General features: G+C 55.6%; 19 protein-coding genes and 1 pseudogene. 7 read left to right on the forward strand and 13 right to left on the reverse strand.

Annotated elements, in window-relative coordinates; all coding sequences use genetic code 11:
• Window positions 1-285: 285 nt before the first annotated feature.
• Together ACPOL_RS19240 and ACPOL_RS19245 are read right to left on the reverse strand one after the other, a co-directional pair.
• The gene (locus ACPOL_RS19240) at window positions 286-3,828 is read right to left on the reverse strand and encodes a response regulator (RefSeq protein WP_114208487.1); all 3,543 of its coding nucleotides are present in this window, start codon (window positions 3,826-3,828) and stop codon (window positions 286-288) included.
• A gap of 476 nt (window positions 3,829-4,304) precedes the next feature.
• Entirely contained in the window at window positions 4,305-4,937 is a 633-nt protein-coding gene (locus tag ACPOL_RS19245) for a hypothetical protein (RefSeq protein ID WP_114208488.1), read from the reverse strand.
• A 197-nt stretch (window positions 4,938-5,134) separates the two neighbouring features.
• Between ACPOL_RS19245 and ACPOL_RS19250 the strand changes: the two genes are divergently transcribed.
• Window positions 5,135-7,186 (forward strand): PD40 domain-containing protein, encoded by a 2,052-nt coding sequence (locus ACPOL_RS19250; protein WP_114208489.1) that lies wholly within the window; start codon window positions 5,135-5,137, stop codon window positions 7,184-7,186.
• A gap of 240 nt (window positions 7,187-7,426) precedes the next feature.
• Here the strand turns inward: ACPOL_RS19250 and ACPOL_RS19255 are convergent, their stop codons facing one another.
• From ACPOL_RS19255 to ACPOL_RS19280, 6 genes are all read right to left on the reverse strand, one after another.
• Window positions 7,427-8,530: a radical SAM protein gene (locus ACPOL_RS19255; RefSeq protein ID WP_236656891.1), complete on the reverse strand. Its 1,104-nt coding sequence runs from the start codon at window positions 8,528-8,530 to the stop codon at window positions 7,427-7,429.
• A 49-nt stretch (window positions 8,531-8,579) separates the two neighbouring features.
• Entirely contained in the window at window positions 8,580-9,887 is a 1,308-nt protein-coding gene (locus ACPOL_RS19260; protein ID WP_114208491.1) for a glycosyltransferase family 2 protein, read from the reverse strand.
• A 1,082-nt stretch (window positions 9,888-10,969) separates the two neighbouring features.
• The gene (locus ACPOL_RS19270; protein WP_161557444.1) at window positions 10,970-11,752 is read right to left on the reverse strand and encodes a Nif3-like dinuclear metal center hexameric protein; all 783 of its coding nucleotides are present in this window, start codon (window positions 11,750-11,752) and stop codon (window positions 10,970-10,972) included.
• The gene (locus tag ACPOL_RS33640; RefSeq protein WP_236656892.1) at window positions 11,724-11,924 is read right to left on the reverse strand and encodes a hypothetical protein; all 201 of its coding nucleotides are present in this window, start codon (window positions 11,922-11,924) and stop codon (window positions 11,724-11,726) included. Before ACPOL_RS33640 ends, ACPOL_RS19270 begins: the two co-directional genes overlap by 29 nt.
• A gap of 38 nt (window positions 11,925-11,962) precedes the next feature.
• Window positions 11,963-12,769, reverse strand: coding sequence for a Nif3-like dinuclear metal center hexameric protein (locus tag ACPOL_RS19275; RefSeq protein ID WP_161557446.1), 807 nt, complete (start codon window positions 12,767-12,769; stop codon window positions 11,963-11,965).
• 121 nt (window positions 12,770-12,890) lie between these two features.
• On the reverse strand, window positions 12,891-13,172 hold the full coding sequence (locus tag ACPOL_RS19280) for a carboxypeptidase-like regulatory domain-containing protein (RefSeq protein ID WP_114208495.1): 282 nt from the start codon (window positions 13,170-13,172) through the stop codon (window positions 12,891-12,893).
• 332 nt (window positions 13,173-13,504) lie between these two features.
• Between ACPOL_RS19280 and ACPOL_RS19285 the strand changes: the two genes are divergently transcribed.
• The gene (locus ACPOL_RS19285) at window positions 13,505-14,287 is read left to right on the forward strand and encodes a TetR/AcrR family transcriptional regulator (RefSeq protein ID WP_161557447.1); all 783 of its coding nucleotides are present in this window, start codon (window positions 13,505-13,507) and stop codon (window positions 14,285-14,287) included.
• Window positions 14,288-14,696: 409 nt separating this feature from the next.
• Here the strand turns inward: ACPOL_RS19285 and ACPOL_RS36375 are convergent, their stop codons facing one another.
• Together ACPOL_RS36375 and ACPOL_RS19295 are read right to left on the reverse strand one after the other, a co-directional pair.
• The gene (locus ACPOL_RS36375) at window positions 14,697-15,404 is read right to left on the reverse strand and encodes an AraC family transcriptional regulator (RefSeq protein WP_414633382.1); all 708 of its coding nucleotides are present in this window, start codon (window positions 15,402-15,404) and stop codon (window positions 14,697-14,699) included.
• 1,071 nt (window positions 15,405-16,475) lie between these two features.
• Window positions 16,476-16,922: a helix-turn-helix domain-containing protein gene (locus ACPOL_RS19295; protein WP_114208498.1), complete on the reverse strand. Its 447-nt coding sequence runs from the start codon at window positions 16,920-16,922 to the stop codon at window positions 16,476-16,478.
• A 196-nt stretch (window positions 16,923-17,118) separates the two neighbouring features.
• Between ACPOL_RS19295 and ACPOL_RS19300 the strand changes: the two genes are divergently transcribed.
• The 4 genes from ACPOL_RS19300 to ACPOL_RS19315 all read left to right on the forward strand — a co-directional run bounded on the left by ACPOL_RS19300 (window position 17,119) and on the right by ACPOL_RS19315 (window position 20,143).
• A complete protein-coding gene (locus ACPOL_RS19300; RefSeq protein WP_201758898.1) occupies window positions 17,119-17,682 on the forward strand; it encodes a TetR/AcrR family transcriptional regulator in 564 nt (187 codons plus the stop codon).
• Between the two features lie 429 nt (window positions 17,683-18,111).
• Entirely contained in the window at window positions 18,112-18,618 is a 507-nt protein-coding gene (locus ACPOL_RS19305) for a MarR family winged helix-turn-helix transcriptional regulator (RefSeq protein ID WP_114208500.1), read from the forward strand.
• A 118-nt stretch (window positions 18,619-18,736) separates the two neighbouring features.
• A complete protein-coding gene (locus ACPOL_RS19310) occupies window positions 18,737-19,606 on the forward strand; it encodes an SDR family oxidoreductase (RefSeq protein ID WP_114208501.1) in 870 nt (289 codons plus the stop codon).
• Window positions 19,607-19,609: 3 nt separating this feature from the next.
• Window positions 19,610-20,143, forward strand: coding sequence for a nuclear transport factor 2 family protein (locus ACPOL_RS19315; protein WP_114208502.1), 534 nt, complete (start codon window positions 19,610-19,612; stop codon window positions 20,141-20,143).
• 81 nt (window positions 20,144-20,224) lie between these two features.
• Here the strand turns inward: ACPOL_RS19315 and ACPOL_RS36380 are convergent.
• From ACPOL_RS36380 to ACPOL_RS19335, 3 genes and pseudogenes are all read right to left on the reverse strand, one after another.
• Window positions 20,225-20,491, reverse strand: a pseudogene (locus ACPOL_RS36380) (XdhC family protein); the annotation flags it as partial.
• Between the two features lie 529 nt (window positions 20,492-21,020).
• Window positions 21,021-21,293: an XdhC family protein gene (locus ACPOL_RS36385; RefSeq protein WP_414633310.1), complete on the reverse strand. Its 273-nt coding sequence runs from the start codon at window positions 21,291-21,293 to the stop codon at window positions 21,021-21,023.
• Between the two features lie 106 nt (window positions 21,294-21,399).
• Window positions 21,400-22,161 (reverse strand): SDR family NAD(P)-dependent oxidoreductase, encoded by a 762-nt coding sequence (locus ACPOL_RS19335; RefSeq protein WP_114208505.1) that lies wholly within the window; start codon window positions 22,159-22,161, stop codon window positions 21,400-21,402.
• 174 nt (window positions 22,162-22,335) lie between these two features.
• Between ACPOL_RS19335 and ACPOL_RS19340 the strand changes: the two genes are divergently transcribed.
• Entirely contained in the window at window positions 22,336-23,070 is a 735-nt protein-coding gene (locus ACPOL_RS19340; RefSeq protein WP_114208506.1) for an SDR family oxidoreductase, read from the forward strand.
• Window positions 23,071-23,104: the final 34 nt, after the last annotated feature.

Consider the following 23,104-nt stretch of genomic DNA (forward strand, 5'->3'; position numbering starts at 1 on the left):
AGGGATTGCTGGACCTAATCGTCCTGTGGACTTTGTCGGCTATGGGCGCGCAGCACGCTTACCATTGAACCTATCCTTTGCTGTACTCGCCCTGGCGGCAGCTGTTGCCATCGCCGGACTCGTTCCGCGTGCCGTGCCGCTCCATTAACCCGATGAGAGCGCTCCGCAGCGAATGACCTGCATCAGCTTGTGCAACAGATCCGCTCGTCACTACAACCTTTGTGGTCAGCAAAGCCGCACGCGCCCAGAGTTCCTCAAGCGCCAAACGCTAGTCCATCGCCGGGGTTATAAATTGCGCTTCAAGGTGGCAGCCGTAGTCTGGATTTTGCCGGCCATTCCGGTCGGGTTCGCCATCGAGTGGAGCAGGGTGCAGATGTCGGCTTCAAATTTCGGAAGAAGTTTGGCTGCGGCTTGTAGATCGGATTCCCGTCCCGCTGTTTCCAGGTCGCGGGAGATTTGGTACGTCTCGGGGACACACAGGTAGCCAAGTTCTCCCTTCAAGCTATGGGCGGTAGCCTCAACCGCCCGTGCATCTCCTTCCACGATTGCCACTCGCAAATAGGCCAGATGCTGCGGAGCTTGCTCGCGGAATATCTCCATCACGTCCCGGAGCAGGTTCTCATCGCCGCCCAGGCCCTCCAGGGTCTTGGTTCTGTTCCAGCCGCCCCCGCTTTCCAGTTGAGGCGCGGCATCGGCATCTTGATTATGGCTGCAGGCGTCCTGTATCCGCAGGACGCCTGCAATTGCTTCCTGCAAGTCCTCGGCCCGGATCGGTTTCGAGACATAGCCATCCATGCCCGCTGCCAGGCAACGCTCCCGGTCGCCCTTCATGGCGTGTGCGGTCATGGCGATGATGGGCACGTGGGCATGGGTCAATATCTCCCGATCGCGGATCTGGCGTGTGGCTGTCAAGCCGTCCATCTCGGGCATCTGAATGTCCATCAGCACCAGCTCAAAGGGCTGCGCGGCCAAGAGAGCGAGCGCCTCCTGCCCGGTACTGGCGACCACTAAAGAGTGCCCCATTTTTTCCAACATGCGGGTCGCCACGGTCTGGTTCACGCGGTTGTCCTCGGCGAGCAGGATTCGCAAAGCTCGGCCCCGAGGTGAGGGCTTGGTAGTCAGTTCTTTGGAGACCGCCTGCCGCTCGGGGTCGCTGCCTGAGGCAGCCAGCAGCGCCTCCAGCAGTTCGCTTGTACGAACCGGCTTGTTCAGGAAGGAAGTTAGGTACAAGTTGCCGGGACGCCCCGCCTGCATCATTGGAGTTCCTGAAGTCAGCAGGATTAACGGCAGGGTAGCGAATCCGGCCATGCCGCGGATGTGCTCGATCAGGGAAAGACCGTCCATCCCAGGCATCTGCATATCGGTGAGAACCAGCTGGTATGGGTTCACGCTTGCTGCGCCGGTCAATGCGGCCACGGCCTCGGCCGCACCTGCTACGCAACTAACGTTAGCTTTCCAGTGCAGCAAGGTTCGCGTCAAGATCCTTAGGCTGGTGAGGTTGTCGTCGACAACCAGGATTTTCAAACCCTGCAAAGGGCTCTCCGCAGGCATGTTCTTGGATGAGTGTGAGGCTGCGTGGCCAAAGCGCGCCGTAAAGCAGAACCGAGAGCCCTTCCCCACCTCGCTCTCGAGCCATATCCTTCCCCCCATCATCGACGCCAGACGGGCTGATATTGTGAGTCCCAAACCAGTTCCTCCGAATTTTCGCGTTGTCGAGGAGTCGGCTTGCGTGAAGGGGGAAAAAATGGTCAGCTGCTTGTCGGCCGAAATCCCGATACCCGTGTCGGCCACGATAAACTGGAGCACACAACCCAGGCCCTCCCCCTTTTCCGCCTCCACATGCAGAGCCACTTCGCCGGCCGCCGTAAATTTGATGGCATTGCTGATCAAGTTCAGGAGGATCTGGCGAAGGCGTCCAGGATCTCCGACCACTAGGTCCGGCACTTCCGGGGCGATTTCGCCAAGCAGTTCCACTGATTTCTGTTCTGCATGCGGCGCGAAGAGCTTCAGCGCCTCTTCCACGCAGTCCCGCGGGCTAAACTCAATCGTCTCCAGATCGATTTTGCCCGCTTCGATCTTGGAGAAATCAAGGACATCGTTGATAACCGCCAACAGCGAGTCCGCCGACCACTTGGCCGTTTCGAGGCAATCGCGCTGATCTGCAGTCAGGTCAGTGTCCAGCACCAAATCAGTCATCCCCAGGATGCCATTGAGCGGCGTCCGGATCTCATGGCTCATGTTCGCCAGAAACTCGCTCTTGGAACGGTTCGCCGCCTCCGCCGCCTCGCGCAGCGCACCAGCCTCGTTGAGCTGCGAACGGATGTGGCCTCTGAGAACGACCACCCAGACAAGCACACCCAGAGTAGCCATAAGCGCCAGAGCCAGCAGCACAGTCGCATGAGCAGGCGTCCACCAGGAAGGGCGTTGCAGGATAGCGATATCGGCCGGCGAGCGCATGAGAATGCGGAAGGATTGGATCACCGTCAGACCGGCGCGTATGTGGCTTTCTGTGTCGACGCGGGCTGAACAGATGCCGGTGACGCGGAGCCTACTCCCGATCTTCCCGGCACTCACTTCGGATCCCGCAAGGCTTTTGGGCACGATCGCCGCGAACAGAGTGTCACCGGAGGAGAGCTGAAGGGTGACGTCGGAGGAGGCAAGATCGTAACCGATCAGCAAGCCATCGATCTGGATCAGTTGGGAGGCGACTCCGCCCTTCAGAATAGTGTCGGCGGTCGCCAACTGGGGGATCATCGGGCGACTGCTTCCAGCGATTTGGAAGACCGCATCGGTCACAATCGGGGCGTTATCGTTGACCTCCACGAACCCTGCCACATCGACCAAGTCACCGACGGCGATGGAGGTGGACTGAGTGGTCTGCGCACAGATCCCGCGTGTTCCGTCGCGAATGCAGAGCAGGGAACCGGGCCATTGCAGCGTTACATTGCCCCTGAGGTGGATGCGATGAGCGGGGGTGAAAAAGTGCCCCCAACTCAATAATTCGTCGACTGGGACAACAGGGAGCGCAAATGGATCCGTCGGAGCAGGCTTGATCACGCGAAGGGCAGAGAGATTGGGCGCCTGAAGGTGGACGCCGATCATCTGGAAGTCGGCATTCACCAGGGGCGCGGCGGTGGCGTCAATTCTAACCTGGGCATCGATGAGGTGGGAGTAGGGCGCACCCGGATCTCGCACCATGGTTACGCTGATGGGTCCGTCTGCCATCTCCAGTCGCAGCACCAGGCTGTTGGAGTAGGCGGTCGCACTATGAATAGAACCCTCGACCTCAACCCACTGGGCGTCAAGGGTACCGGTTTTGAGCATGCCGAGGCTGACGCGCTGCGGGTCCGAGGGAAGACTACCAAGACCGAGGACACGTACCGCAGGCCGCTCAACGATGGAGCCAAAGCCGCCAGGTCCGCTTACGCCCCGCACATCCACGATTGTCCCCGGCGTGAGTGAAGGGAAGGTACCGGCTCGCGCCTTTAGAAAGATGCTTCCGGTTGAATCGTGGACGAAGGTCGCAGAGTATCCGGTGCCGTAATCAGGATCAAAGTAGGTCACAACCGCGCGAAAATGGACGGGATAGCCGAGTGAGGCTTGTTCGGCAGTGAGGTCGTGCGCTTCGCGCGTGGTCGTGAGCGTCCGCAACGCGGCGCGCGTATCGGTCTCAGCTTCGGCATCCGCTGTCAACCCCAAGAAACCCGAGCCCGCAGCCCAAAGCACCGGAACCAGGACAGCGGACATCAAGAAAAGGTAACCCGAGCGAGCAGCCGGCAGGAGGGCCTTAACCCGCGTCTCACGGCGAAAGAGAGTAGCGTCCGTCACGTCGTTCGCTTTCCCAATTCTAGGTACGTTGCACTTCTGAATCTGGCGCACAGAGTCGCTGGCCAGCAGCCGCCGCTAGCAAGCATAGGTTTGCTATCGGCTGGGAAAGCCGGCGGCATCAGGGCCGGGGCGCAAATCTCCCTACAAACATGCCCTGCAAGGTCTGTAGTTGAGGTGCCCCAGCGAGGACGCGCAAGCCAGCTTTACACTGTAGCAGGAATTGGGAATCTTGAACTGGGTCAGAGGTGCTAATTTCGCCCAACCGCCCCTGGAGACCAAAGGAGGGTAGTAACAGTCCGCCTTCGTCGCCAGGACGCTTGGACAATGACCGGAGTCGTGACTGCGATTGTGGCAGCAGAGACGACCCGGAGTACTCGTATCAGACCCGGAGTGCTCGTATCATTCGATATCGAGCCCATTTCTTGCGGTCCGGGCTCGATAGAGATGCACGGTGAGACCCGGGCCCAACTAATCCCTTACCAGCGGTCTTCTCGATGCTCGCTCTCATCCGTTGGTTTACGCACAACACCATGGATGGCCTGCGATCCGAAATGTGTCGCGGCGGGCCCCCTGAAGACCAGCGTAATGTTCGAATGCGTGACCGAGTACCGGATGTCATCCCCTCCGGTGACGCAGACCTGCAGCGTCGAGGAAGGCGGATGCGTCTCAAAGAGGGCGATGCTTCCGTTCCCCGTCAAGATATGAACTGTGTCATTCAGCTGAAAGCCCATCTTGGTGGCGGGAGGCAGGTAGGCAGGGCAGTCACTCGTGTCCCAGCTGATTTTGGCGTTCTTCAGCCGGATGTGATGGGTGTGAGGATTCACGAGAGGCTGGGCCGGATCTACCGCACCCGCCGAAGTTTTTCCATAGCCGGACATTGTCATATCTGCTGAGAAGTCGGCGGTCCCCCATTCCGGGTGGACGTCCATCGACCATTCACCGTGCATTTCCCATGGGCTGCCTTTGATCGCGGGATTCAGCGGTGAATAGTCATTGATCAAACCGCTGAAGTGCACTGGCCTGCGGTCCTGAGCGAAACCATGGGCGGCTGATAGCAACAAGAGGAGTGAGAGCACGCGAACCGCTGAAATCAGGGGTTTCCTTTTCATGAAAGATCTCCAATTCGGGATTTGTTCGTTTTCCACGAACACAGTCGGGCATCTAAGCGGGTGAGTTCAAGCAGTAAGGTGCAGAATCGCAGCCAGCCCCTCGATTTACAGTCGAATGCAGCTCTTTGCCGTGCCTCCTGCCAAAGGTACAATTGGCTCCCGGCTCGTTTCGACTGCGGACCGCTCTGGAGCGCTTGATGGTCGAACCATCCCCCAACATCCAGCCATCCGAGAAGCTGCCTGAAGACCGGCTTGATTCGTGGAAAGAGATCGCGGAATACCTCAACCGTGATGTGACGACAGTCCAGCGCTGGGAGAAGCGGGAGGGGATGCCCGTTCATCGGCATGTGCATGGGAGGATGGGCTCCGTCTACGCGTCCCGCGCGGACCTGGAGGCGTGGATGCGCAGCCGAAATCTTCGAGCTCCACAGGAGAACGCGGAGAATGGCGTATTGCCGGCCCCTCGGATCCGACCGATCGAGGCGGCGGTGTCGAATTCGCGAAGCAAATGGAAATTATTGGTATCGTTTGCAGCAACGGTAGCCACGCTGGCGATTGCCGCCGGCTGGTGGCTTCAGAGAACCGAACACTTCTGGCGAGACCCCCTCGCTAATGCACGATTTCAGACGGTTACGGATTTTGGCGGGCTGGAGCAGGCTGCCGCGGTCTCCCGAGACGGTCATTTGGTGGCGTTTCTGTCAGACCGGGATGGACCGATGGACGTCTGGGTAACGCAGGTTGGATCGGGCGAGTTCCATAACCTCACCCATGGGACCGTTTCGGACCTCGTAAATCCGTCCATTCGAACCCTGGGGTTCTCGCCGGATGGGTCCCTGGTCACCTTCTGGGTTCGCAAACAAAACTGCCCGGGTAGCAGCGGCATCAGCGTCTGGTCAGTGCCTACACTGGGCGGTGAACCGCGACCCTACCTCGAAGGCGTGGCAGAGTTCGACTGGTCGCGCGATGGCAGCCGTCTTGCGTATCACACGTCGGCGCCTGGAGACCCTCTTTTCGTCTTGGACGGTGGGTTCCAATCTAAGCAGCGACCCATCTTTACCGCGCCTGCCGGACTCCACGCCCACTTTCCGTTGTGGGCGCCCGACGCGGCATTTATCTACTTCATTCAGGGCGAGCTTCCCGACAAACTGGACATCTGGCGTATCCGGCCGGAAGGAGGCGCCCCTGAACGGGTCACAGCGCAGAATGCGCGAGTGACTTATCCGGTCTTGTTGAATAGGCGCACTCTAATTTATCTCGCCAATGATCCTGATGATTCAGGGCCGTGGCTTTATAGCCTGGACGTCGAGCGCCGCATTCCTCACCGGCTGACCTCTGACCTTGAGCGATACACATCACTGGCAGCCAGCGCTGATGGTAAACGTCTAGTTACTACGCGTACCACTCCAGAAAGAACACTTTGGCGCATGCGCATCACTGATTCTCCGGAAGGGGCATCGGAGGCTGAGCGCATCCTGCTGACGACCAGTCCTGGATTCTCCCCGCGACTAGGTCCCAACTATCTTCTGTATGTTTCTGCCACCGGCACGGGGGACCGCATCTGGAAACTTGCCGATGGTAGAGGCACAGAGTTGTGGCGGGGGGAGGGGGCGAGGGTCTTTGGCGGGCCCGCCATCTCCGCCGATGGGCAATATGTCGCTTTCTCAGTCCGGCAACACGGGCAAAGGCTCCTATACGCGATGAAGTCCGACGGTACGGATGCACGAGTGGTGGCTGATTCGCTTGATCTTCAAGGGAATCCAGTGTGGTCGCCCGATGGCCAATCGATCACGACGGCCATCACCGATCACGGCGCCCCAGATCTGTTTCGAGTACCAATTGATGGCCGCCCTCCAATTCCCCTTGCTGGTGAATACTCCGTCGATCCCGCGTGGTCGCCCGACGGCCGCTTTGTTGTTTATTCGGGGCCCGACATTGGCACCACATTTTCTTTGAAAGCCGTCACGGCTGAGGGCGCACCGTATTCGCTTCCCGCCCTGACTCTGACCCGCGGGGCTCGTCGCGTGGCGCTGCTGCAGGGCGGACGCGCACTCGTGCTTCTGCGCGGTGAGATTCAACATAAGGATCTCTGGCTGATCGACCTTAAGAGGGGTGTCCAGCGGCAGTTGACTCACCTCGCTCCCGAATTCGACATTCAGGATTTTGATATCTCGACAGACGGTCGTGAAGTTGTCGTCGAACGGGTGCAGGAACGCTCGAACCTGGTACTGCTGGATCTACCGCGACCCTGATCCGGCACGAGTTTCGATTTCCCGCTCAGCACATCCGGCTGCCTGACCCCTTAATGCTTGTGGCGTTCACGCGCCCCGCGAAAGCTGCAAATCCTAACGCAACCCGGCGATCCATAAAGCTCGTGAGGAATCCAGTTCCTCTCCACTTGCGAGGAGTTCGTGCAGCAATCCGCGAGGAAGGTTCATCTGCCTGCAGATTGCTTGCCGTGCTCTGTTGTCCAAGTTCTGACATTGCCTCTATTAAGCTTCCAGCTGGCTCCCCGAATTGAGATTGTTGTGGATGTCCCACGCGGCCTCGGCCATGCGCGCCCACATCTTGGGCGTACGGAAGATAGCGGGGCTGATGAAGCAGTGATGGTAGCAGCCTTTACATTCCGGCACCTGGCCACTCGTAGCGCGAAAATGATTTGCTTTGCCTCCAAACCAGATTTTTCGGAAATCGAAAGCGTGGTCCCGAAGATTGCCCAACACATCGCCGCGGAGTTCACACCCGGCGACGTCGCCAGTGGGATAGATGACAGCAGTCTCACGGCCGCCTGCGCATAGGAGTGGGGCGGTCTTGGAGTGACTGGTCTCGGCGACAATATCTCTCGAGACCTTCTCCTTGGAGTGCACGAGAAAGTCCCACGGAGTGAATTCCCCCGTCCGATCGGTGCCCTTGAGCCAGGGCGAATCGCGATCAATGACGCTGAGGTAGGTGGTTTTACAGACGTCGTCGATCGTCTTTGCGTTGAGAGGGTTTCCTCGCACCAGTATGGGCTTGAGTACATCAACAGGCAGATTGGCGCGGACCCAGCGTGCCGCCTCGCCGACATTTTTATAATTCATACCGTGCACGGTCATCCCGATATCGACTCGCAGGTTGGGATATTGTTTGCGAAGCTCGGCAAGTTCGCGCACGGTGGCGACCACCTTATCGAAGAGGCCAGGGATCCCCCGCAATTTGTCGTGATCTTCGCCGAGGCCATCGAGTGAGATCCCTATCTTTACCTTCTGCCCAGGGCATCGTTTCAGGATTTCAGTCACATGTTCAACGATTCTTGCGGTGGCATGCCCGAGCATGCAGAAAGTCATATTTGCGGGGCGGCAGTACGAGTAGAATCGCTCGACGATATCAGGGAGATCCTTGCGGAGTTCGGGGCTGCCTCCAGTAAAGGTGACTTGCAGCATCGGGCCGAGGTTCTTTGCCAGGCTGTCGAATTCGGGAACGGAGAGCTCCTCTTTGACCTTGGTATTGAGTTCGCTCCAGTAAAAACAATGCTCGCACTTCGCATTACAGCGATTAGTGACGAACATGAGCAGATAGACCGGCATCTGTGCGCCAGGCGCCATTAACCGTTTCAAAGATGTTGCCCTTTGGCGCAATGGTGTCATTAGCATGGTTGTATCCCTTTCAAATCGATAAGCGGCTGTGGAGATATTCTTCATCGTGGACTCTGTCGTCTATTTCCAGAGGAACCTCATTGCTGGTTTCGTTGGTTGCAGCACGCTGGCTGCGGACGAAAAAGCGGCGATAGATGCCGGTGATAAAGCAACCGGACCTGGTTGCGTCCAAGAGAAACATTAGACCGCAGGCTGGGAAGACGAAGGACACCCCCTGCGAAGAGAAGACACGCAAAACGTCGGCGCGTGTCGACAGATAAAGGGCCGCAAGCAGACTGAAGATAATGCTTTCGTGCATTGGTGCGAAAGCAAAGGGCATCGCAAGCAGCGCAGCTATGAGCATCGTTGCCGATCCGACTGCCAGCATGTCGCGGCCGGTGGCGTGGCGATTCTCCGACAGCGATCCGTCAGATTCGAAATGATTCTCCATTGCCAAGAGGCCCTTTCGCCAGTCGTTTTTCAGTAGTTGCCAGAGTGAGAGCAGATGGCGGTGGTCGCCTAGGGCCGCGGGCACAGCGAGGACGCGAAACCCGCTTTCGGTCAGGCGGCGACCGAGGTCGGTATCTTCCCCGCCAGCCCCTTTGAAGCGAGGATCGAAGCCTACCATCCGTCGAAAAACACAAGCATCGATCGCTCCGATCGCGGTCCAGAATTCGTTTTGCAAATAACCGGCGCGCCGCTGATAGATCTTCGAGATGTAGAGCTGCTTGTACCGGGCAGCAAAGGGCAGATCACGAACATTTCTGGAGTAGTTGCCGACGGTTGCCTCGGCAGAAGAGGAGCACAACGGCTCGATGAGAGTCTCGATACATCGCGAGTCGACCAGAACATCGGCATCAATGAAAACGAGAAAGCTCCCGGTGAAATCCTCTGCTCCGCGATTTCGCGCCACTGCGGCGCTGCCGCTTCCTCCAGTGCTGAGAATGGCGGCCGGTAATCCAGAGAGGATTTCTTCCAGATCGTCGTTGCCGCCATCGTCCACGACGATAACTTCAAGAGTGAATGGCCCGCGCGATGCTAAGACAGCGAGGACGGCGTATCGGATCAGTCCGGTGGCCCGACACGCGGGAATGACCACGCGCACAAGAGGCACAATTCGGTCGTCAGAAGAAGATGGGCTGCGCCGCAAGACGCGATGTTGAGCGTCCTCGTCGTAGCTCTCGCCATCTCTCATCGAGAGGGCTGTTATATCACGCGGACACGGCTGGTCATTGCCGGGAAAGGTCATGGCGCCCCAGTAGGTCTTGCTTTGCAGATTGAGCGAACCCCGTAAACATAGATTTAAGTGGTTTGTGACACAAGAGGCCGAATGACTCATATAGTTAGCCCAGTTTCCGTACGGGAGAAGCGGGTGCTATTAACATGGTTGTCTCCCTTTCAAATGGCATGACTAGTCTGCTGCATGAGTTGCAGATATGGCGGCTGACCGAGCACGGAGGACAGTTTCGAGAAATAGGGGTCGACTGAGCTGACCGCCGCGCCAGTCACGGTCTAGGTGCAAGCTGCCGCCTTCATCCCTGATTTTCGGGGCATACTCTTTCGACAATGAAGACTGGCCAGCAAGATCGGCAGTATTGCCTGGGCCGACGACCTGGAAATGTGCTTTGTTCTGAAGTGGCTCCGAACAAGGCACCCGGGGCTCTGATCAGATTGGACGCGCATTATTCATAGCGGAGAGCCTCGGCGGGTGAAACGGTGATGGCGTGGCGGGCGGGCACAAAGCAGGCGAGGAGCGCGCTGAGAGAGAGGAGCACCATCGATCTGAAGTGTTGTGTTGCCCTCGAAGATTTCACCAGGGGGTACGAACACATGGGGAGTAATTGTGGCAACATCCCGCTGGGTCGCCACACTCGCACCATAAAGATCGTTTCGGATAGCGTCGGCAGTTGCTTGTTGAGGTCATCGTCATTTCTCTCTGCCGGAGAATAGTCGGCGCTTGGTCGTTATGACCCACAAGAGTCGGAACATTTTGTTGAGCTGGCGTACTGCTGGGCGGAACGACGCCGGCCCCGAGACGAAAGTAAGTGCCAGTCTTCGAGGAATAGTCACGAATGCAATTTGTTTGATGTCTCTCAGTATCAGCTTTGTCTGGTCCTCCCACCGAATTGAAATGGGCGGACTCACGCCAATCGCCGTAAAGGTGAGTCTGCTTGGAAGAGACATTCGCACATGGTTCTCCGGACGTTCCCGATCTATCGATGGGATGTGCGAAGAGAGCCGCGGTTTCGGCCGTAAACCTTCGTTCGCGTGAATCACAAAATTCCGACAGTCTTTAGCCGCTTTTGGCAAGTTGATCACTTGACGTGGGAGGCAGATATTTAGAGATGGGCAACAAATCATCAACACAGTTCATCGCAAGCTTCATCCGACTTCTCAAGTGGGTTTTGATACGCGAAACGGTTAGGTCGCTTTCAAGGGAAGCACCCAGTATGGATCGTTGGACGGAATCCACTCGATCGGAACTTCCGGAACCAGCGGCATCAGCCATGCAGGCGCGCTCTCCTCTGCCCATTCCTCGAACCTCTCGTGAGTCACCGCGATTAGTCCCTGTGGATTCGGCAAACCAAGCGCGATTGCATCGCGCAGATAGGGAAAGGCATCGCAATCCTGGGGTTCACTCATTAGGACAACATCGCACGTTTGCAGTGGTTTGAGAATCTCTATTAGTTTGTGTGCACCCAGTCCGACCCGCTTTACAAGCAGGTTTGGATCGCCAATGACCCGTACATTTCGTGAGCCCAGTGATGACGCCACGTGACGCGCCACCTGTTTTAGGGTGGTCTCTGGGATTGAGTAGGCTATGCCTATCATCTGTCCTTGCACGTCGACTACATGATCCTGCCAGCCGAGCTTTGCGGTTAATCCTGCCATTATAGGATCGGGTCTCAGGATGTGTTGGCGGTTGTGGAACCGCCACACCACCAGACCGTTCTCTTCGCAAAACTTCCGCTTCGCCACCATGACCGGGTCGGTCTCGAGCGTCCCAGTAACCTCGAGAGGCTTATCATGTTTGGTGGTCCCGACATCGTCGATATGGTCCCAAAACATTCTTTCGTGGGAAATCACAAAGTTCTTTTTCGCGAGTACCGCTTTTTTCAAGACTTCGAAAGTGGCCTGAAATGTAAAGACGATGCCCGTGACTAGGGTCCCAGGATCACCATACTTGAAGGTGTCTGGATCCAACCCCGGGGATCTCAAAAGCCGACCCTTCCGCAGCAACCTTGTTCACGATCCGCTCCACAATATCCTTCGCGGTCGGGCGTTGCAGTTCTGTGGCGTAAGCGTGTGCCAGTCCGCCCTTCATCAGCATCGTGGCACCGACGCCTTGGCCGAACGTCCTGCGAGAAATCAACATTGTCAACCCCGATCTTTTCCTCATCCTGAGCGGTTCTTTTATGCAAGCCAACAGAGTTCATGCGAAGAGGGTTTCGCTTCGATAGGCATACCCGGCAACATGCCCTTCAGCCACCCTGTCAGTGCAACAGCGCCGGGATAGTCGGACTCTTCGTAGCCGACCTGCACAAGGCTTATACCGCGACCGGCAGTGATCGCATCCCGGATGTAAGTGGTGCAGTGATCGACTTCTGGTGTGTTTCCAGTGATGATGCAATCGACCCTGGGGTCGCGCAGTACATTGCTTAGGACGAGCGTGGGATACGCGAAGCCATGGATCACCGCGACACGTGTAATCGGCTGATTCGGGTCGCCCACCATTCGTAGCGTGTTTGACTCCAAACGTGTGGAGGAGAAGGTAGCAAGCTCTAAGAGGGTGTTCTTGGGAATGTTGCAGAAGGCTGTAGCCCACTGGTCGCCAGGGTTTTCGGGTTCCGGCTGCCAGCCAAGCTCCCTGGCCAACGCATTTGAGAACCACTTGGGTCGAGCCGTGTCCCAGAGGGTTGCCAAGCGAATAATAAGCAGGTGGTGGTCTTGAATTAGCTGCCGCTTGGCCTTAAGGACAAGGTCACCCGCCATCGCATCCTTCAGACCCACAGACAGATACTCGCCATAGAGATAAAAGGGATGTTCCCTGCAGATAATGCAATTCTTCCCGGTCCGGATCGCCAAGCGAATTGCGTCTACCGAGGGCTCGTTGGCAACCAGAATGCCTGAGACGGTATCATCATCGGAACCCGTAATGATTCCTTCATACATGGCATCTTTGTGCCGCTCCCCCAGCATTGTGTGAAGCCTATTAATCAATTCCCAGCTTGTCATTTGAGGTAACATTACGACACTTTCCCTCTCTCCAGTATCACAGTGAGAACTTCCCCTCCCTTAGGACGAGATTACGCAGAAACATCGATGTGGCGTGCATGTTAGTTTACGCAGATGCGATGGCGTCTCGGCGGACCTGCGAAAGTGATCCGATGAGGAAGAGACGGACGGCTCCCATGAAGGAGCGCGCGTTTGTTGAGGCCGCGGAGACGACACCGGTGTTCACGTTGGTTAGGTTGACGGTGGCTCCCGGGACTGCTGCGCTGCTGGCATCGACGATCGATCCAGTGACCGTGGCACTGGTGATCTGCCCGAAGGCACGCGGAGAAATGAGGGATAGAGAGAGGGCTATTGCCCAGAGAGAGAGATGGTGAAACCTAAAGATCACCGTAATACCTCCATGCCCGTGGTGCTCGGCGCTATCGATTACTATTCAGCTCGACCATAATCAGACTGACAGGTATGATTTGTCAAGCATCTCGCGACGAAGTTTTTGAACTACTCAAGTTCTTGCAGTGCGAACACTTTGGAGGGAGAGCGTCAAGTGCGCCTTCCGCTTCACCCCGCCGCCGGGCTTCATAATGAAGATGACCAAGTAATTGCCAGATTGGCTTTTTAACGAGAGAGTTTGGGCTTCCCACTTAGCATTCGATGTATATACGGATCTCGAACGATATTTCGTGGGCTAGCAAGTATCTGTGGAGGGTAAGAGCAACGAAGATGAAGCGCATTCGCAAAGACGCAAAGGTCACTAAGAATCGACGCGGCCGACCGACGCTTCGCGGTGCCGAAATACTCACAAAGCAAATCTTGGAGGGAGCAACCAGACTTTTTCTGGAGCAAGGGTTCGCTCGCACAAAAATGGATGAGATTGCGAAGACATGCGGGATATCCAAGCAAACTGTCTATGCTCGTTTCGATTCCAAATATGCCCTCTTTGAAGCGCTCGTTATGCGCTACGGAGCGCTTCTTTTCGATCCAAGCGATGTGCCTAGCTACGATAATGAGACGGTAAGATGCGTTCTCATACAATTTGCGACAGAGGTTGTTTCAAACTTGCGACAGCCCGAAGTGCAGCGATTCTTCGCACTTGTAGCGGCAGAATCTAGAAGCTTTCCCGAGTTAGCCTCACAGTTTTGGGACATCGGACCGGGCCGGTTCAGGGTTCGGCTGCGTCCTTATTTGGAGCAACAGGTCGTCCGCGGGACGCTGAAGATAGGGGACCTAACTTTTGCCGTAGAACAAATGGCGGCGCTGCTTGCAGGCCCGCTGGTCGCTCGAATCGTTGTGGGACAGCCACCTTTTTTTGACAATGACGCAACCGCAAAGAGATGGATTGAGTCCGCTGTGGAGATTTTTCTTCAAACGTACGGTACACCGCTTGTCCATGAGGTGAAGGGAAACGCGGCACATAAGCGCGAGCTCAAGATTTCGAACAAAGCTAAAATCCCAGTGAACAAAAAGACGAAGAGCAAAGCTCGTCATCAAGGAACTGCTGACTAGCGAATCAGCTAAGTGGGAATCCCTCTCTTACGGTCAAGAGCGAGGGCGTACTCTCGATCCGTTTCCGATCGCCGCTTTTGCTAATCCCTCCATCATTCTCTCCCGTGACAAAAGCTTCCGCATAAACCACTTCTCTGAGGACGATGGCGCACTTCGAAACCCGGCACGCCCCTCTACGATCCAAGTAAAAGTGGTGGGGACCTCCTGCGCATTAGCTATGTCGCCGTATCATTCGCTGTCGTGACCGTCGCAGAATCACCAAAGATCACCTCGAGAACGTATCTGCCAGCTTATGGCTGGCGGAAACGAGTAAATCACGGTAACGAAGCTTGGGTATTTAGTGAAAGGAAAGGATGGCTGGGGGATAGCCGCAATAGCCTAATCGTTAAATCCACAGGTGCCAGAGGCGTCACAACTTGCGAAACTTGTTGTGTGACTGCTGAGACGACCTGAATTCCGTCGGTCTTTGCGAGAATTGCTGGCGGAAGGCCGAGGCGAAATGAGACGCGCTTCTGAAACCGCAAGTTAGAGCAATCTCCAAGGCGCTCTTGTCTGTGTGGCATAGCATCGATCTCGCTGACTGCATTCTCAAATGCAGAACATGCCGGTGCGGGGACATACCCAAAGCTTTCCTGAATAAAGCCGCGAAGTGAAACTGACTGATGCCAGCCTCCCTAGAGAGGACTCGAAGGTCGAGGTCGTCCGACAAGTGGGCGTCGATGTATTCCAGGACTCTTATCAAGCGGTAGTCGGAGATTCGCTCACGAGCCAGCGACTTTTGCCACTCGAAACCTTTGGATGACCCAAGTAGAAGATGTGCAGCAAGCCACTGTGCTGAGGCCTGAGCGTAAAAATCCGGCGCTCCGCCCTTGAGAGCGGCGAGCACTGACAAACCGAAGCTCGTGATCACTGGATCATCCAAAAACGGAATCGCGCTTAGAGCTGTTTGACTCGCGCTACTGGGCTTGCATATTTCTTGTGCAACAAAATCGACAGTATCTTGCGGCAACATTAAGATGAGAGAGGAATAACTCCTCTGGTCCTCTAGGCGGAGCCGTACGACACTTTCATGTCCTACAGGATGGAAAGTGCCCGTTCCTCGGAAGTAGTGCGTCATGCCACGCCATTTCCCCTCGGAAAATGAATCCACCTTGACGCTTCCGTCGAGAAGCAAGCATATTGCCGGATCACGAAGTGCCGGCACTTCGATCGCTCTCCATAAGGCTGCTGCTCCTGAACGAGTACATTCAGCGATCGCCAACCCGCCGAGTCGCTAGTCAAAAGTGCTTTATATGCCCCTTCAGGAAACTACCTGTTCAGGTAGTCGGATGGGCTCTTCAATCTGGCATCGCCTCCTCTGTTACTCACGCTTTTGAGCGTTATTCGCCTTACAGAAGTGCATTGGCCCGTCGCTAGCCGATCTTTCACCGGCTTGCGGTACCCTCCATTGTTCTCACAGAATTCGGCTTAAGCAAGAAAGTTGATCATAAGCGTCGAACTCCTCAACGAATACGAGATGGTTTCTCAGCGAAGGTATAGAGAGGTTATAGAGCATTCTTCGATCGGTATGCGCGCTTTTGGCGTATTTCTTTGGGGGAGTACGGAGCACAACGCCCGTGCATGCCCTCAACCTGATCTGGTCGGCTCATATTCGTAAACAGCCATTCCCGGAAAGCCCGAGCTTCCCGAACTGACGTAAACGATCCGCCAGAGCGATTGCTTTCCTTCCGAATTGCTGGAGCGGAGGGGTTGACCGAGCCACAAGGCGTGTCTGGAGATAACTAAGCAGCTGGCGGTGTAGTTAAGCCCCAATGGTATGTTGAGGCCGGTTGACTTCCAAGCAGTTGGAACTCGATGTCCTGACATTCCTATGGCACCATGCTCTCATTCTTTGGCCAGCCAGGAATGAGCCGCTACCATGTTTGGTGTGTAGACAGGTCAACGGGGCTATTGCGTCATCACGGAAGAGTCGCAGAGCGGTCTTCTTGCTTTCATCTCAGTATTGCGCGCCCGACCGGCTCCTGGTATCGCCACAAAGAGTGCCTTGGCGTCCTCATTCGGCACCATCAAAGGGCATCTACCCACGTACCTCACCGAGGAATAGCCGACCCTTTTGGAAGTCATCGGATTCTGGGAAGTATCAATCTGATCGATAGAGACGTTATATCTACAACTGCTGGCAGAAGGGTTACGATTTGTCAGACCTATTGTGTGACTGCTGAGATGATCTGAACTCCGTCGGGCTCTGTGAAAATTTTCGGCGGAATGCGGCCGAGAAGTGACTTGAGCTTTTGAAACCGCAGGTTAAAGCGATCTCAAAGGCGCTCTTGTCTTTACGGCATAGCATGGATCTCGCTGCTTGCAATCTCAAATGTAGAATATGCTGATGTGGCGACCTGCCTACGGCTTTCCGAAACAAAGCCGCAAAGTGAAACTGGCTGATGCCGGCCTCCCTGGAAAGGGCGCGAAGGTCGAGGTGGTCCGACAAATGTGTGTCGATGTACTCCAGTACCCTCACCAAACGATAGTCAGAGGTTCGCTCGCCAGCAAGCGATTTGTGCCAAACATCACGCTGGGTGTCGTTCGGAGGATCTGCTCCAGCCAATGCTTGCGGGTTTTCCGTGTTTTCTGCCATACAAGTCTCCCTGACTCAGGGGTTGCCCCTTATATGCGGTGGCGAATCGTAGGCTCGTTGTGGCAGAGACTCGTTGTTCGCCGGCCTTGTTTCTGTCTACCTGCCACATGGTAGAAACATAAAGAATATGATGCTACCTGTCACTTGGTAGATTCAATTGCCAATGAATTTTTGCAGTTCAAGTTGGGGCGACAACGTGAGTTCAGATTCTCGGGAAAAGATCCTGGCGGCCGCGACACAGGTCGCGCAGGCACGAGGCTACAACGGGCTAAATTTCCGTGATCTGGCGGAAGCTGTAGGCATAAGGGCCGCCAGCATCTACTATCACTTCCCAAGTAAGGGCGACCTAGCTGTGGCAGTGGCAAGACGGTATTGGGAGGATTCTGCGGCATTTCTCGAGACACTCCTGGCCGAATCCTCCGATCCATCCGCGGCCCTGCGCCGATATCCGGAGACCTTTCGCTGGGCACTCGAGAATCAAAACCGAATTTGTCTATGCAGCTTCATGGCATCGGAATATGACGACCTGCCGGAACCGGTAAGAACAGAGGTTCAGAAATTTGCAGAGGTGAATGTGGCATGGTTGAGTAAGGTTCTATCCGCCGCGAATACAGTCAGCTCTAAGGAGAGCGAACCACGAGCTCGCGCCATCTTCGCTGCCGTTACTGGCGCACAGCTTATGGCCAGGAGTCGTTCGGACATCGCCCTCTATGACGCTGTGATCGCGAGCTACCGCGTAGCTGGTCTACTCCCGGCATAAACGGTGCAGGCCGCGATAGATGGTTCCGATCAAATGTCTGCCATTCCGCTACCTGTGCGCGTTTCGCTACCTATACGCAATTCGCTGCACGTTTGCGATTCGTCCGAAGTCCGTCCGTATTTGCTGTTTGTTTTTGACCGCAAATGATTCTGGAGTGGGCTTCTCTGTCTTCGCGTAACAGAACCACCAACCTCTGAGTGTTCATGTGGTGTCTCCGCCTGCATGGGTGCGGGGGTTGCGCTTCCCCAAATTGCGACAAAGGAGCGAGACAGATGAAAGAGATTCTCTTGTAGCTCGGGTTGAGTGACGCAGTGCAAACTCAGGGTCACAGTATGGTCAAGTTTTCCGATAGGAAGCAAGCGATAGATCCGTTGAATAGGCACCCCGTGGCGTTGCCAAGTTCGCTTTTCAGAACTAGATCGTCTGTAGTTGACGATAGTCGTCATAACGATTAATGTCGATGCTATGGCTGGAGAGTTGCAGAGAGAAATCCGGCAGACCAAAGACTTCGCCTCTACAGAAGGCGAGGCAGCGCTGAACGTTTTGCGTACGGCGGAGGTCATTCAACAGAAGCTGAACACCGTATTGAAACCATTCGACCTCACACTCACCCAGTACAACGTGCTCCGTATCTTGCGTGGAGCCGGGGATGAAGGCATCACATGCTCCGTGCTCGCTGAACGAATGATAGCGAGAGATCCGGACATCACTCGGTTACTCGACCGAATGGAACGCAGCGGGTTGGTTGTTCGCCAGCGATCTGCCGCCGATCGCAGGGTAGTTTTGACTATGCTTCATTTGAACGGTGACAGATTGCTTGATGAAACCCAACAGCCGATGCGCGATGCAATGCTTGGCTTGATGGGGAGATTAGGGGAGAATCGGTTGCTGTCCCTCATCTCGTCGCTGGAAGATGTGAGAGCAAACGACAAGTGACCTTTTCTTGTACCTAAAGCTTGTTATCACGACGACAACCCGTTGCACGGACAATGGCTAATCTCCTTGCAAACACAAATCGTTACTATGCTCTTCAGAGCAGAAATGGAACTAAAACATGATCGCCGTAACAGGAGCAAACGGAAACCTAGGGAAGCTGGTTGTGAATGGCTTGTTGAAAACAATCCCAGCAAATCAGATCGTAGCCGCAGTCAGAGACCCAGAGAAGTCCGGCGATCTGCGCGACCTGGGCGTCGAGGTGCGGAAAGCGGATTATGATCATTCCGAAACGTTAGCTGAGGCTCTTAAAGGAGTTGAGAAGCTGTTACTCGTCTCTGCGGTAGTGCCGGGCGAACGCTTCAGACAGCACAAGGCCGTAATTGATGCTGCGAGACAAGCAGGTGTGAAGTTGGTTGCCTACACAAGCATGTTACGTGCTGATAACTCTACGATGCTTCTTGCCGCCGAGCATAAGCAAACTGAAGAGTACCTGAAAAAATCCGGAATCACGTTCGTACTGTTACGCAACGGCTGGTACTTGGAGAACCACACCGGAGCTCTTGGGCCGGCGCTTACCCATGGCTCGATCATGGGCTGTGCCGGTGAAGGCCGTTTTGCTTCTGCTTCGCGGGCAGATTACGCAGGTGCTGCGGTTACGGTTCTTACCCAGCCTGGTCATGAGAACAAGACCTATGAACTCGCGGGAGACCACTCCTTCTCCATGTACGAATTTGCAGAAGAGGTTTCCAAGCAGGCTGATCGGTCTGTGGCTTACAACAATGTGACGGCGGCCGAATACGAAGCAGCACTCCTAAGCTTTGGGTTGCCGCAGATGATCGTTGACGTCGTCATCGATGCCGATTCGAAATCTTCGAAAGGGGAGCTGGATAGTTCCTCTCGTGATTTGTCGAAGCTGATCGGTAGAGATACCACAACCTTCTCTCAGGCGATCAAGTTTGCGCTGCAGTCCCTCATCAATAAGGAGTAGTTCATGAAGCGTCTCATCATTAGCAGCATCATTGCTCTTACAGGTTTGCTTAGCACTGTAGGCTCGGCTCAAAGCCCTTCACCGAACAACGGCATCCAGAGTGCCAGTTCGAATGTCGCAGCGGACACCGTCGACGTCCAGCACGTCATCGACGCCTACCATGAAGCAGTCGTCGCTCATGACGGCACGAGACTTGCAACCCTGTTCCTGCCTCAGGGAGGCATGTGGCTCAATGTGCTTTCGGATCAAGCGTTCGCGCTTCAGAGGGCCAAGAACCCGGCCGCGCTGAAGGTGCGAGTCGGAAGCTATGCGGATTTTGCCAAGCAGGTGTCGACAGCCAAAGTGAGCTTCAATCCGACCCACACCCACCTGCAGCAGAACAGTGACGGTACGATTGCCTCGGTTTATTTCGACTTCGTGTTCCTCGCGGATGGGAAAGAAACAAATCGGGGAAGTGAAACATGGGTTCTGGTTAAAGGGAGTGATGGTTGGAGAATAGCCGGGATGACCTATTCTTCGAATCCGCCTGTTAACTAACGACGACTGGCGGGGGCTATTGTCATACTGACGTCCGAGCGATCCTTCTGTCCCAGATAGCACCGCCTGCATCTCAGAAATAATTGACAGCGCAATGACGGCAGGATCATCGGAACCAAAATTCAGACCAGCGGGCGCGTGAAGCTGTCGTGAGTACTCTACGGGTGCCAGGCCCAGAGCAGAAGCGACCGCGGTCGCTAGCCGTTCTGTTCGATGTAACGGACCGAGGATGCCTAAATATTCCAGTTTTGCCGGAATCTGTTCGCGAAGGAGGGCTTGGTCTTGATCATAAGAGTGGGTGAGGATTACTTCAAACCTGAATCTCTTCAGTGCGGATGCATTCGTCACTACCAGCCCCTTCTCAGAACTGTCCCCGCTGACCGCGTATGTGAGCAGTTGTAGATTGTCCGCCTCGGAAATCTAGCCCGGGTGAGAAGGTAGTTGCGGCCCTCGGCCACCGTTACCCTACTTCGGAGGCGAAGCGGACAAGTGGCTGAGCGTCATTTCCAGCGCCAAACACGGTCAGCTAGGAGCCGGCTGCATTGGTAGACCTACGAGTCCGGGCAGACCATTCGGCGATCGCTCTACGGCACTGAACCCCCGACCATCTTTCAGCGCTATCCTTTGCACCGGCGCCTCCAACGCTGCCGAAGACCAGTCGCGTACCGCTGCTCAGCGGAAGTGCTCATGGCCCGTTGCCGCCTCTACGATGAGAGCGCTCCCAATTTGATCCCCTGCGAGCAAAGCCACGACAACGCAGGGTTCCGCGCCCGACCGTGCTCGCAACCTTGCGTCCAACACGGCGACAACAGCCTGTCCGGTCTCCACCAACACCCAGATCGTGCCCCCACGTCCCGAGCTGTAGGGAACTTCCAAATTATCTTCGAGGGAGGAACTGTATCGTTTCCACTTTGCCTCCTTCCGCGCTTAGCCAGGCGATCTTTTGGCTTACTTCAGCATCCAGGCAGCCGCCGCTGATCGTTCCTGCCCGCTCGCCACCTGAAGTCACTAACATGCGAGCCCCAGGTTTGGGGTAAGACGATCCTTCCACATGGATAATTGTCGCGAGATAAAGTTGCTCTCCCGGCTTCTTGCACGTAGTGCCAGACTTAGCATGTCTTTTGTTTCGTGCATCGAAGCATCTCCACAATCCAAGGCTTCGCCGTACTCTGCCTTCATGCTGCAGGCCGTGTCAAATACTGAGTTCACTTTAACGAAGATGTCGGATACATCCCTCACGCGAAGCCATTAGGGTATCAATCGCTTGGGACGGCGATGCTCATTCCACCATCGGCCATGACCATCGCGCCAACCATAAAGCTGGCTCTGTCTGAAGCCAGGAAAGCCACCACTTCAGCAATCTCTTGAGGATCCGCAGGACGTTTGATCGGCGCGTTCTTGCCATGTTCCGCGAGGAACTGGCGGCCGTCTGAACGAAAGGTGTTCAGGAGATTAGTGACCACATCGCCGGAACCGACCCCGTTTACTCGGATCCCGTGGTCGATCGCTTCTAACGCGAAGGTCCGGGTGAGCTGCGCAAGCGCTCCCTTGGCGGCAGCATAGGCGCTAATACCGGGGAATGTCTGAAAGCAGGCATATGATCCGATGTTGACAATCGCTCCGCTCTTGTTCGGCATCATGGCTTTCAGTGCTTCGCGGGAGTGGAGGAAGACTCCCGTAGATGTGACGTCCATTATCGAATTCCAGTCATCCAGTGACATCTCAATGGCAGGCTTGTAGACAATGCGACCCGCGTTATTGACGAGAACATCGAGTCCGCCGAATCTGTTTTGAGCAAGCCGGACGGCTTCGACTGCGGTTTCTTCCTTTGAGACGTCACCCACCAGAGTAGCCACATTGGCAACACCTGCGAACTGTTTGTCGATTTCAGGGTTTATATCCTCCGCTACTACCCGGGCTCCCTGAGCCAGGAACAACTGTGTCGTCGCCAGTCCAATGCCGCTGGCGGCTCCCGTAACAATCACAACCTTCCCGGAAAAAGCTAAGTCTCCAGCCATTGCCACCTCCTAATGTTATGCATTCCAGCTCTAATCATTAGATTCATTTCTAGACTCCAACTTGCCTCTCGGACTTGCAAAAAGCAGCGGAAGATTGTTCAAAACGTGCGATCTAAGCGAGGGGAAGCTATTCAACTGCAACCAGGTCGCACTCGATCACATCGGAATAAGATCATGCAAGGCATAAAGGGCAAGACGGTTTTGATTACCGGGGCCAGCAGCGGAATTGGTGAAGCAACCGCGCGACTTTTAGCAAAGAAAGGGGCCCGCGTCGTTCTAGGCGCACGCCGCACGGAACGTTTGAAAGCGATCTCAGAGGCAATTCGACGCGAGGGCGGAGAGGCAGAATTCCGAGCACTGGATGTCACTAGCCTCGAAGAAATGGAGGCTTTTGCCAAGTTCACACTGAAGTCGAACGGCCGTATAGACGTTATCGTAAACAACGCCGGTGTCATGCCACTATCGCAACTCGAAGAAGTCAAAGTAGACGAGTGGAACCGCATGATCGATGTGAACATCCGTGGTGTCTTACACGGAATCGCCGCTACGCTGCCGATCATGAAAAGACAAGGGTCCGGTCAGATAATCAACTTATCCTCTATAGGCGGACATCATGTGCACCCGACGGCGGCAGTTTACAGTGCAACTAAGTTTGCCGTGATTGCCATCTCCGAAGGACTTCGTCTTGAAAATGACAAGATTCGAGTGACTGTTATCTCACCGGGAGTAACGGAGTCGGAGCTTGCGGACAGCATCTCCGCTGAATCTGCGCGCAAAGCAATGAAACAGTTTCGCCGAGTTGCAATTTCGTCAGACGCTGTCGGCCGCGCAATCGCGTATGCCATCGAGCAGCCGGACGACGTTGACGTCAGTGAGATCATCGTACGTCCCACAACAAGCCCCTACTAGGGTTTTCACAAGCCCCGTTCCGGGAGACTTGGTG

The organism is Acidisarcina polymorpha (assembly GCF_003330725.1).
In the GTDB taxonomy this organism is placed as follows: Bacteria; Acidobacteriota; Terriglobia; order Terriglobales; family Acidobacteriaceae; genus Acidisarcina; species Acidisarcina polymorpha.

Bases quoted from the DNA above. Each gene is read 5' to 3' on its own strand.
- ACPOL_RS36375 (WP_414633382.1), bottom strand. From the start codon at position 15,404: ATGACGCACTACTTCCGAGGAACGGGCACTTTCCATCCTGTAGGACAT.
- ACPOL_RS33640 (WP_236656892.1), bottom strand. From the start codon at position 11,924: ATGTTGATTTCTCGCAGGACGTTCGGCCAAGGCGTCGGTGCCACGATG.
- ACPOL_RS19295 (WP_114208498.1), bottom strand. From the start codon at position 16,922: ATGGCAGAAAACACGGAAAACCCGCAAGCATTGGCTGGAGCAGATCCT.
- ACPOL_RS19285 (WP_161557447.1), top strand. From the start codon at position 13,505: ATGAAGCGCATTCGCAAAGACGCAAAGGTCACTAAGAATCGACGCGGC.
- ACPOL_RS19340 (WP_114208506.1), top strand. From the start codon at position 22,336: ATGCAAGGCATAAAGGGCAAGACGGTTTTGATTACCGGGGCCAGCAGC.
- ACPOL_RS19245 (WP_114208488.1), bottom strand. From the start codon at position 4,937: ATGAAAAGGAAACCCCTGATTTCAGCGGTTCGCGTGCTCTCACTCCTC.
- ACPOL_RS19260 (WP_114208491.1), bottom strand. From the start codon at position 9,887: ATGAGTCATTCGGCCTCTTGTGTCACAAACCACTTAAATCTATGTTTA.
- ACPOL_RS19310 (WP_114208501.1), top strand. From the start codon at position 18,737: ATGATCGCCGTAACAGGAGCAAACGGAAACCTAGGGAAGCTGGTTGTG.
- ACPOL_RS19250 (WP_114208489.1), top strand. From the start codon at position 5,135: ATGGTCGAACCATCCCCCAACATCCAGCCATCCGAGAAGCTGCCTGAA.
- ACPOL_RS19315 (WP_114208502.1), top strand. From the start codon at position 19,610: ATGAAGCGTCTCATCATTAGCAGCATCATTGCTCTTACAGGTTTGCTT.
- ACPOL_RS19335 (WP_114208505.1), bottom strand. From the start codon at position 22,161: ATGGCTGGAGACTTAGCTTTTTCCGGGAAGGTTGTGATTGTTACGGGA.